This is a genomic window from Bacteroidota bacterium (assembly GCA_036522515.1).
GTDB lineage: Bacteria > Bacteroidota > Ignavibacteria > UBA10030 > SZUA-254 > VBOC01.
Genome location: DATDFQ010000030.1, coordinates 17,659 through 29,194, shown reverse-complemented (window position 1 = coordinate 29,194; position 11,536 = coordinate 17,659). Strand labels below are relative to the sequence as shown.

The 11,536-nt window shown below is 61.7% G+C and carries 2 protein-coding genes; both read right to left on the bottom strand.

Features of this window, described 5'->3' with window-relative positions; translation table 11 throughout:
• Window positions 1-691: 691 nt before the first annotated feature.
• A complete protein-coding gene (locus VI215_04935) occupies window positions 692-5,170 on the bottom strand; it encodes a T9SS type A sorting domain-containing protein (protein HEY6191657.1) in 4,479 nt (1,492 codons plus the stop codon).
• Between the two features lie 459 nt (window positions 5,171-5,629).
• A complete protein-coding gene (locus VI215_04930) occupies window positions 5,630-11,446 on the bottom strand; it encodes a T9SS type A sorting domain-containing protein (GenBank protein HEY6191656.1) in 5,817 nt (1,938 codons plus the stop codon).
• Between the last annotated feature and the right edge of the window lie 90 nt (window positions 11,447-11,536).

The following is an 11,536-nucleotide window of genomic DNA, read 5'->3' as shown; positions in this document are numbered from 1 at the left end:
GAAGTTGCCGTCGATCTCGACGTTCGCAGCGCTGCCGGGAGTTCCGGCGGGCGCCTGTGCAAACGCGCCGCTCGTGACAGCAAGCGAGCAAGCGAGCATCGCGACGCAAAGCGCCGGCAGTGCCGGGACTCTGGCGCGAAGCAGAACAAACCATGAATAGATGTTCATGGCGATACCCTCCTTTGGATAGTATGATTGATTGAAGTGAGTGTTGTGCGGTTTTGCTTGACAGGGAAGGACTTAAATCGGAGAGAAGGAGTGTGATCCCCGGTGAATGATCCCGCGCGGCGACAGACCCCTTGTGCAGGGTATCGACGGCCGGCGAGCCATCTGGCTGGAAGTACTGATGCTAGTTCGATAATGAAGCGGTCCATAAAGAATCTTATAGATCGGATCCGACAAGAAGACTTTGAACTAACGAAGAAAGGGTACTGCTTCCCGAGGAGGAAACTTCTGAAACTTAGTTAGACTCTCAGGGCTCCCGTCTCAACTTGTTGCAACTTACAAAAGCGGATCAAGATTGTCATGAGGGATATCACTGATTTTTCTACGTATTTTTTCTCACCAACTTAGTTGCGGGATTCCTCGCAAATAATTTGCGATTCATTTTCCGATTCGGAATCGAGAATAAAAACAACGGGGTGGCCCCCTCTCCGGGACCACCCCATCGTTTTACCCGTTTCCTGACAGCTTACTTCATCAACACCATCTTCATCACGTCGTGGAACTCTTTCCCGCTCGTGATCGAGGTCGCCTGCAGCCGGTACATGTAAACACCCGACGGCAATGACGCACCCGCACGATTCGCGCTGTTCCATTCGACCGACTGATAGCCGGCGGCCATCGTCCCGTTCACGAGCGTCGCAACTTCCTGACCGAGGATGTTGAACACGCTCAACCGGACGGTGCTCGCTTCCGGCAGATCGAACTTGATCTGCGTCGTCGGGTTAAACGGATTCGGATAGTTCGCGTGCAGCGAATAGCCCGAGGGGATTGTTGCGCTCTTCCCGCTGCCGGCGGAATTTTCTTCCAGGCCCGCGGGGTTCAGCGGGATGCTTATCGCTCCGTCGGAAGGAGAGAAATGGCCGATGAGGAAATCCTTCAGCGATGCGGTCACCGACTGCGAAGACCTTGTCTCCAGGATGAAATTGGAGAAGCAAGGGTTAATACCGACCAGGCATGCCAGATCGATACCTCCCTCGAAGAATGCGCCGGCGGGGAATGTGTTCGCTGCGACTCTCCCCTTGGCCTGGAATGGCCACGGCGAGGGCTGAGGAGTCGTGTTGACGATGGCGAATCTGTGTATCGACGCAACCGGCAGCGAATCGAGCTGTCCGTCGGAACCGCCGCTCCCTACCCATTCGAACGCCAGGATCTGCGGGACTCCGCCGCCCTTGATGAAATTGGAAAGGACGAGCAGGTCGCCGACCTGGTGTTTGCCGCTGAAGGTGCTCCCCGGCACGACGACATTCACGGTATCCTTCAGGAACCAGAAGCCGATCTGCGCGTCGCCGCTCACGTCGTACCTGTCGCCGAAGAAATAGAGCTTCCCGCCGTATTGCGCGGCTCCGCCGTGCAGGATGTCGTCCTTGTCGGGCGTGCTCTGGATGTTATACCTCCAGGAAGTGACGTCCGTGAGATCCTTGGTCCCGATCACGAAGTAATCATCATTGTTCGACGGGAAATCGTTTACGATCCCGGTGCTCACCGTGGAACCATTGATCCCGCCGGGGAGGAACAGATTCCAATCGTCCGGAGGATTGGGCGAGACGGCGAATGCGTTGCCGTCCAGCTCAAACCCTTTCTTAACGGTGTCGGTGGGACTGCAGGGGGGTATGGTAGGAATCACATTCCTGACATGCGCCGAAGCCGTACCCGAACAACCGTGCGTGTCGGTCACCGTCACCAGGTAGGTGCCGGAGTCGCAGACGGTGGGGCTCTGCGCCGCGGATGTATATCCACCCGGCCCGGTCCAGCTGTACGTCATGCCCGACGGGCTTGCGGAGATTTGGACGCAATGCTGGATGCACGTGATCGTTCCGCCCGTCGCACTCACAGTCGGCGGAGTGTAATTCACGAGCCTGCCGGTACCGGAGCCCGTGCAGCCCTTGGTATCGGTCACGGTCACGCTGTAGGTGCCGGCTGTGCTCGTGCTGATCGTCGAGGTCGTGGCGCCCGTGCTCCACGAATACGAATACCCCGGCGTGCCCGAGCTGGCCGATGCGGTCAGTGTGGCCGCTGTCCCCGGGCAGACGCTGTCGTTCGCCACCGAGACTGTCGGATTCGGATCGACCGTGAGGGTGCCGGTTCCGGAACCCGTGCAGCCTTTCGTGTCGGTCACGGTCACACTGTATGTGCCTGCAGTGCTCGTGCTGATCGTCGAGGTCGTCGCGCCGGTGCTCCATGCGAACGTCTTTGATCCCGTTCCGCCTGCAGGTGTCGCGGTCAGAGTAGCCGAAGTCCCTGAGCAGGCTTCCGGGCTGTTGACGGAAACCGTCGGATTCGGAGTAACGGAGACGGTGCCCGAACCTGAACCGGTGCATCCCTTCGTGTCGGTCACGGTCACGCTGTAGGTGCCTGCAGTGCTCGTGCTGATCGTCGAGGTGGTTTCACCGGAACTCCATGCGAACGTCTTTGCACCCGTTCCGCTTGCCGGCGTCGCCGTCAGGGTAGCCGCAACACCTCCGCACACTGAGGGGCTATTGACCGAAACCGTCGGATTGGGATCGACTGTCAGCGTGCCCGAACCGGAGCCCGTGCAACCCTTCGTGTCGGTCACGGTCACGCTGTAGGTGCCGCCTGTGCTCGTGCTGATCGTCGAGGTCGTCGCGCCTGTGCTCCATGCGAAACCCGCAGCGCCTGTTCCGCCCGCCGGTGTCGCCGTCAGTGTCGCCGGGAGCGTGCTCGCGCACACCTCGGGGCTATTCACGGTAACCGTCGGATTCGGATTGACCGTCAGAGTGCCCGTCGAGGAACCGGTGCACCCCTTGGAATCGGTCACGGTCACGGAATATGTTCCGGCAGTGCTCGCTCCGATCGTCGAAGTCGTTGCGCCGGTGCTCCATGAATAGGTAAAGTTGGGGGTTCCACTGCTTGGCGTGGCCGTCAAGGTTGCGGGAAGGGTGCTTGCGCAGACTTCAGGGCTGTTGACTCCGACCGTTAGGTTCGGGTTTGTCGAAAGCGTCCCTGTACCGGAACCCGTGCATCCCTTCGTGTCGGTCACGGTCACGCTATAGGTGCCCGCGGTGCTCGTGCTGATGGTTGACGTGGTTTCACCGGAGCTCCATGCGAACGTCTTCGAACCGGTTCCGCCCGCCGGAGTCGCGGTCAACGTGGCCGCAGTCCCTGAGCATGACGAAGGGTTATTGACCGAAACCGTCGGATTCGGATTGACCGTGAGAGTGCCGGAGCCCGAGCCGGTGCAACCCTTCGTGTCGGTGACGGTCACGGAGAATGTGCCGGTCGTGCTGCTGCTGATCGTTGATGTCGTGGCACCCGTGCTCCATGCAAACGTCTTGGAACCCGTTCCGCCGGACGGAGTCGCCGTGAGTGTGCCGGGAACCGCGCTCGCGCACACTTCAGCATTCGGCACCGACACCGTCGGGTTCGGATTGACGGTGAGTGTGCCCGTGCCTGAGCCCGTGCAGCCCTTCGTGTCTGTCACCGTCACCGAATAGGTCCCCGCCGTGCTGGTGCTGATCGTCGAGGTTGTCGCGCCCGTGCTCCACGCGAACGTCTTGGAACCCGTCCCGCCTGCCGGAGTAGCGGTCAGTGTCGACGGAAGCGTGCTTGCGCAGACTTCCGGGCTGTTGACGGAGACTGTCGGGTTCGGGTTGACCGTGATTGCAACGGTGTCAGAGACCACGCCGCAACCCTGGGTGCTCGTCACCGTGAGGACGAGGAGTGCCGTGCCCGTTCCCGTGTCGGTGATCGACGAGGTGAGCGAGCTCGGGTCCGCGATCGCAACGCGGCCGCTCAGCACCGACCAGAGGGGCGTGCCGTTCGTGGCGCTCCCTGCGAGCGTGAACGAGTTCACATCTCCGGCGGAGCAAACCGCCTGATCGGGTCCCGCATCCGCCGCCGGCGGAGGAATGACCGCGAACCTGCCGAGGGCAAAATCCATGAGTGAACTTGTGAATGACGCGGAGGAACGCGTCTGGAAGAGTGCCGTCGCCAACGGGTTGCAAGGGTCGAGCGGCAGGAGGTTCAGGCCGGTGAGATCGAGGCCGAATTCGACAAACTGAAGTGCGACCGTGGTATCGGTCAGGTTCCCCTGCGGCGATACGCCCTGCCCCGGCGCGACAGCCGGGATGTTGGCGGTGTTGGTGGTTACGAATCCTTTTCCCGCGGTGAGAGAATCCGCTATCAACGTCCATGACCCGCCGCTGTTGGTGCTCCATTCGCGGACGCTCACGATCGGCTTCGTTCCGCCGTTGGTGTAGTCGACGATGAGAAGAATGTCGCCGCCGACGAGGTGTCCGAGGATGTCAACCGTCCCGGCGACGCGGCCGCCGATGGCTCCGGTTCCGGTCGCCCGGCCGGTGATCTTGTTGTTTCCCGGCGATGTCCTGTCGACGAACATGCCCTTCTGGTCCAGTTCGAGTCCGGCGAAGCTCACGCCGTTCGTGGCGCGTGTCTCAAAACCGGCGACCACCCAACGGTGGCCCGTTGCGCCGTCCACCTGCGTGCTGATATAGCAATTGGTGATGTCGTTCTTCTGAGGGCTACCGCCGCCGGCCGTCGTGTCCGTCACAGCCCAATGGGTGCTTGCGGCGTCGATGGCCTGGTCGTTCTTCTGGCCCCCCTTATACTGGGTCGGATCGTTGCCGGTTCCCCAGTTCGGGTCGCGGAACCACAGGCTGTTTGTCGCGTTGTTCAAACCGAGGACGGAACGGCCTCCGGATTGAAGCAACAACGCGCTTCCGGTCGCTCCCTGCGACCAGTCGTTGCCTGAGAGGAACGAGGCGCCCGTGAAGGTGACGCCGGAAAAGTAGTTGGCGTCGATTTCGACGTTCGCTGCGCTTCCGGGGTTTCCGGCAGGAGCCGTCTGCGCGAACGCGCCGCCCGGGAATGCGAGCATGGCAAGCGTGAGCAGCGAGAGCGCGAAACAAAGGACCCGGAGTGCGGGCGCTTTGCCGCGGAGATTGCTGAACGATGTACTGAGCATCATGACGATACTCTCCTTAATGATGGTGAAGGGAAGTGATTTATTTGGAAGTAAACTTATTGTCGTAGAAATACGGCGCGACGGGACACGCCTCGCCGCGCCGGGAGTCTGGCGCTTGAGTGCCGGAACCGGTTCCGGCCGGAGATGGGGACGTTCGTCCCGGGGCGAATACACCACTACGGTCCATAAACGAAATTACAGATCGTGTTTAGAGATTTTTGAAAAGCGTGCTGAGGGGTAGATACTTCCCAGCGAGGAGAACACCGAGCTTTCGAGAAACACGCCCCCGTGTTAAGGTGAGGACATGATAAAGAATTAACGGGTGCGAGTCAAGGGGGGTGGAGCTACTTTACCCGATTATTTTTGGCCGAAGAGAGGCGGGAGCAAGTTTCCGGAAGGCCATAAAAACGGGGTGGTCCCGAACCCGGAACCACCCCGCTGAACTGCCTGCTATCTGACGGCTTACTTCATCAACATCATCTTCATCACCTGGTGGAACTCTCTCCCGCTCGAGAGGCCTGCCGCCTGCAGCCGGTAAATGTACACTCCCGACGGCAATGCGGAGCCCTGAAGGTTCGACGTGTTCCACTCGACGGACTGGAAGCCGGCGGCCATCGTTCCGCTCACCAGCGTCGCGACTTCCTGGCCGAGGATGTTGAACACGCTCAGGCGCACGGTGCTCACCTCCGGCAGATCGAACCTGATCTGAGTCGTCGGGTTGAACGGATTCGGATAGTTCGGATGAAGCGCGTATCCCTCCGGCACCGGCGCGGCAGCGCTCTTCTCACCGCTCAGCGCATTCACCGCCATGCCGACGTTCGCCGGGATCTGACTAATGGCGGCGGCCCCGGGAGCGGAGAACCTGCCGACGAGAAAGTCCTTCAGCGATGCGGTGACCGACTGGGACGACCTTGTCTCCAGCAGGAAGTTGGCGAAGCAGGGGTTGATGCCCGTCAGGCATGCCACATCGATGCCGCCTTCGAAGAAGGCGCCGGCAGGGAACGTGTTTTTAGGCACCCTCCCCTTTGCCTGATACGGCCACGGTGAAGGTTGATTGGCGGTATTGACAATCGCGAATCTATGGATGGATGCGACAGGAAGGGAATCGAGCGCTCCGTCGGAGCCGCCGCTCCCCACCCACTCATATGCCAGGATCTGCGGGACCCCCCCTCCTTTAACGAAATTGGAAAGGACGAGCAGGTCGCCGACCCGGTGTTTGCCGCTGAAGGTGCTCCCCGGCACGACGACATTCACGGTATCTTTCAGGAACCAGAAGCCGATCTGCGCGTCGCCGCTCACATCGAACCGGTCGCCGAAGAAATAGAGCTTCCCGCCGTACTGCGCGGCGCCTCCGTGGAGGATGTCGTCCTTGTCGGGCGTGGACTGGATGTTGTATCTCCACGAAGTGACGTCGGTGAGATCCTTGGTCCCGATCACGAAGTAGTCATCCTTGGTCGACGGGAAATCGTTTATGATTCCGGTCGACAGCGTCGGACTGGCCGTCCCGTTGTAAATCATGCTCCAATCGTCGGGAGGATTCGGCGCGACGGCAACCGCGTTGCCGTCCAGCTCAAATCCCTTTGTGATCGTATCCGTGCTGCTGCAGGCGGGTATGTTGGGAATCACGTTACCGACGTGTGCCGAGGCGGTCCGCGTGCAACCGTGTGTATCGGTCACGGTCACCGAGTAGGTACCGGAGTCGCAGACGGTGGGGCTCTGCGCCGTGGATGTAAATCCACCCGGTCCAGTCCAGCCATACGTCAGGCCGGCCGGGCTTGCCGAGATTTGAACACAAGCCTGCAGGCAGGTAATCGTTCCGCCCGTCGCGCTCACGGTCGGCGGTGTATAATTGAGGAGCCGCCCCGTGCCTGAACCCGTGCAACCCTTCGTGTCGGTCACGGTCACGCTGTAAGTCCCGGCCGCGCTCGTGGTGATCGTCGAGGTCGCGGCGCCCGTGCTCCAGGCGTATGTCTTCGAACCGGTCCCGCCGCTCGCCGTAGCGCTCAGCGTTCCGGCAGTTCCCGGGCAGACGCTGACATCCGCAACAGTGACGGTCGGATTCGGATCGACCGCGAGAGTGCCCGAGGCAGAGGCGGTGCAGCCCTTCGCATCGGTCACGGTCACGCTGTAGGTTCCGGCCGTGCTCCTGCTGATCGTCGAGGTGGTCGCTCCGGTGCTCCAGGCGAACGTCTTCGATCCGGTGCCGCCGGTTGGCGTCGCGGTCAATGTCGCCGGGAGAGCGCTTGCGCACACTTCGACATTCGGAACATTGACTGTCGGATTCGGGTTGACCGTCACCGTCCCCGCGCCTGAGCCGGTGCAACCCTTCGTATCAGTCACGGTAACGCTGTACGTTCCAGCAGTGCTCGTGCCGATCGTCGAGGTGGTTTCACCGGAACTCCACGCGAATGTCTTCGAACCGGTTCCGCCCGCCGGCGTCGCCGTCAATGTGGCCGCAACGCCCCCGCACACCGCGGGGCTGTTGACTGAGACGGTCGGATTCGGATTGACTGTAAGCGTACCCGTGGCCGAGCCCGTGCAGCCCTTCGTGTCCGTCACCGTCACGCTGTAGGTTCCGGCCGTGCTCGTGCTGATCGTCGAGGTGGTCGCGCCCGTGCTCCATGCAAAGTTCGATGCGCCCGTACCGCCTGACGGAGTCGCCGTCAGTGTGGCGGGCAACGCGCTCGCGCACACCTCGGGACTGTTCACCGAAACCGTCGGGTTCAAATTGACGATGAGCGTGCCCGTTGAAGAGCCAGTGCATCCTTTCGTATCGGTCACGGTTACGGAGTATGTTCCGGCTGTGCTTGAGCCGATCGTCGATGTCGTGGCGCCCGTGCTCCATGCGTAGGAATAGTTCGGCGTTCCGCCACCCGCCGTCGCCGTCAATGTCGCCGGAAGCGTGCTTGCGCAGACCTCGGGACTGTTGACCGAAACCGTCGGATTCGGATTGACCGTGAGGGTGCCCGAACCTGAGCCCGTGCAGCCCTTCGTGTCGGTGACGGTCACGCTGTAGGTTCCCGCAGTGCTGGTGCTGATCGTCGAAGTGGTTTCACCGGAACTCCACGCGAACGTCTTCGAACCGGTTCCGCCCGCCGGTGTCGCCGTCAACGTCGAAGGAAGCGTGCTCGCGCAGACTTCGGGACTGTTGACCGAAACCGTCGGATTCGGATTGGCTGTGAGGGTGCCCGAACCTGAGCCCGTGCAACCCTTCGCATCGGTTACTGTGACGCTGTAGGTTCCGGCTGTGCCCGTGCTGATGGTCGAGGTCGTCGCGCCTGTGCTCCATACGAAGCTCGAAGCGCCCGTTCCGCCGGCCGGTGTGGCCGTCAATGTCGCCGGCAATGTGCTCGTGCAAACTTCGGGGCTGTTCACCGAAACTGTCGGGTTCGGATTGACTGTAAGCGTGCCGGACTCCGAGCCGGCGCAACCCTTCGTGTCTGTCACGGTTACGGAGTATGTTCCCGCCGCGCTCGCGGCGATCGTCGAAGTGGTCGCGCCCGTGCTCCACGAGTAGGAATAGTTCGGCGTTCCACCGCTCACCGTCGCTGTCAATGTTGCCGGGAGCGTGCTTTCACAGACCTCCGGATTATTGACGGAGACCGTCAAGCCGGGATTGACGGCGACTGTGCCGGAGCCCGAACCAGTGCAGCCCTTTGTATCGGTTACCGTTACCGAGTAGGTTCCTGCAGTGTTCGTGCTGATCGTCGAAGTCGTCGCACCCGTGCTCCATTCGAACGCCGCAGAACCGGTTCCGCCCGCGGGCGTCGCCGTCAAGGTGGCGGCACCGCCCTGGCATGTCGATGAATTGTTCACCGAGACAGTGGGGTTCAGGTCGATGGCGAGCGTGCCCGCGCTTGAGCCGGTGCAGCCCTTCGTGTCGGTCACCGTCACGCTGTAGGTTCCCGCCGTGCTCGCGCTGATCGTGGAAGTCGTTGCGCCCGTGCTCCATGCAAAGGCCGCGGCCCCTGTCCCGCCGGCCGGTGTCGCAGTCAACGTGGCCGGAAGAGTGCTCGCGCAGACTTCCGGACTGTTGACGCTCACCGTCGGATTCGGGTTGACCGTCAGCGTGCCCGAGCCGGAGCCCGTGCAGCCCTTCGCATCGGTCACCGTCACTGAATAAGTTCCGGCTGTGCTCGTGCTGATGGTCGAAGCCGTCGCGCCTGTGCTCCATGCAAAGGTCACAGCGCCCGTTCCGCCGGACGGCGTTGCGGTAAGCGTCGAAGGCAGGCCGCTCGCGCAGAGTTCCGGACTGTTGACGCCCACCGTCGGATTCGGATTGACCGTGAGCGTGCCCGAGCCGGAGCCTGTGCAGCCCTTCGTATCGGTCACCGTCACGCTGTAGGTGCCTGCCGTGCTCGTGCTGATGGTCGAGGCCGTCGCGCCTGTGCTCCATGCGAACGTCTTTGAACCGGTTCCGCCGGACGGCGTCGCAGTAAGGATCGAGGGCAGGCCGCTTGCGCAGAGTTCAGGACTGTTGACGCCCACCGCCGGATTCGGGTTGACCGTGAGCGTGCCCGAGCCCGTGCCCGTGCACCCCTTCGTATCGGTCACCGTCACGCTATAGGTGCCTGCCGTGCTCGTGCTGATGGTGGAAGTCGTCGCGCCGGTGCTCCATGCGAACGTCTTTGAGCCGGTTCCGCCGCCCGGTGTCGCTGTCAATATCGCAGGAAGCGTACTCGCGCAGACTTCCGGACTGTTGACGCTCACCGTCGGATTCGGATTGACCGTCAGGGTGCCCGAGCCGGAGCCTGTGCAGCCCTTCGTATCGGTCACCGTCACGCTGTAGGTGCCTGCGGTGCTCGTGCTGATGGTCGAGGCCGTCGCGCCTGTGCTCCACTGGAACGTCACTGAGCCGGTACCGCCCGACGGGGTTGCGGTCAATGTTGACGGCAACGCGCTTGCGCACACCGAGGGGCTATTTACTGAGACCGCCGGATTCGGATTTACATTGAATACCACTGTGTCCTTCACGATGCCGCAACCCTGCGTGCTCGTGACGGTCAGGAGAAGCATCGCCGTCCCCGTCCCGGTATCGGTGATCGTCGTGGTCAACGAGCTGGGGTCTGCAATCGCCACGCGTCCGCTCAGCACCGACCAAAGCGGGTTGCCGTTGGTCGCGCTCCCAGCAAGCGTGAATGCCGACACCGCTCCCGATGAGCAGATCTCCTGATCCGGTCCGGCATTCCCTGCCGCAGGCGGGATCACTGCGAACCTGCCAAGGGCAAAATCCATCAATGAACTTGTAAACGACGCCGATGAACGCGTCTGGAAGAGCGCCGTTGCCAGCGGGTTGCAAGGGTCGATCGGCAACAGGTTCAATCCCGTCAGGTCGAGGCCGAACTCGACGAACTGAAGTGCGATCGTCGTATCGTTCGGAAGACCCGAGGGCGAGATACCCTGTCCCGGCGCAACGGCCGGGATGTTCCCGGTGTTGGTCGTCGTAAATCCCTTTCCGGAGGTGAGGGAATCGGCAATCAACGTCCATGACCCGCCGCTGTTGGTGCTCCACTCGCGGACGCTGACGATAGGCCTCGTTCCGCCGTTCGTGTAATCGACGATCAAGAGAATATCACCGCCGACCAGGTGGTTGTTGATGTCGAGTGTGCCCGCCACGCGGCCCCCGACGGTCCCCGCGCCGGTTGCTCTCCCGGTGATCTTATTGCTTCCCGGAACGCTCCTGTCGACGAACATGCCTCTCTGGTCCAATTCGAGGCCTGCAAAACTCACCCCGTTCGTGGCGCGCGTCTCAAATCCCGCCACCACCCAGCGGTGGCCCGTTGCTCCGTCGACCTGCGTGCTGATATAGCAGTTCGTGATATCGTTCTTCTGCGGGCTTCCTCCGCCGGTCGTCGTGTCGGTCACGGCCCAGTGGCCGCTCGAGGCGTCGATGGCTTGATCGTTCTTCTGACCGCCCTTGTACTGCGTCGGATCGTCTCCCGTGCCCCAGTTTTCGTCGCGAAACCATAAACTGTTCATGGCATTGTTCAAACCAATGACAGAGTGGCCTCCGGACTGCAGAAGAAGCGCGCTTCCGGTGGGTCCCTGCGACCAGTCGTTGCCGGGGAGAAACGTTGCCCCCGTAAAGGTGACGCCGGAGAAGAAGTTGGCATCGATCTCGACGCTGGCGGCGACTCCGGGCGTCCCGGCCGGAGCTTGCGCGGAAGCACGGCCAGTCAATGCAAGCATGGTAAGCACGCAGACCAGGATCGCGGTACAAAGAACCCGCAGAGCCGGCATCCTGGCGCGAAGATCACTGTACGAGGTACTGAGGATCATAACGTTACTTTCCTTCTGAGTGATGGTTAGGTGAAGTAGATTCATTTCGGCGATTTACTCGTTTTGTTCGTACGGTCAGACTGGGGGGTA

Excerpts from the sequence above, each read along its gene's own strand:
- VI215_04935 (HEY6191657.1), bottom strand. The coding sequence starts at position 5,170 with ATGATGCTCAGTACATCGTTCAGCAATCTCCGCGGCAAAGCGCCCGCA.
- VI215_04930 (HEY6191656.1), bottom strand. The coding sequence starts at position 11,446 with ATGATCCTCAGTACCTCGTACAGTGATCTTCGCGCCAGGATGCCGGCT.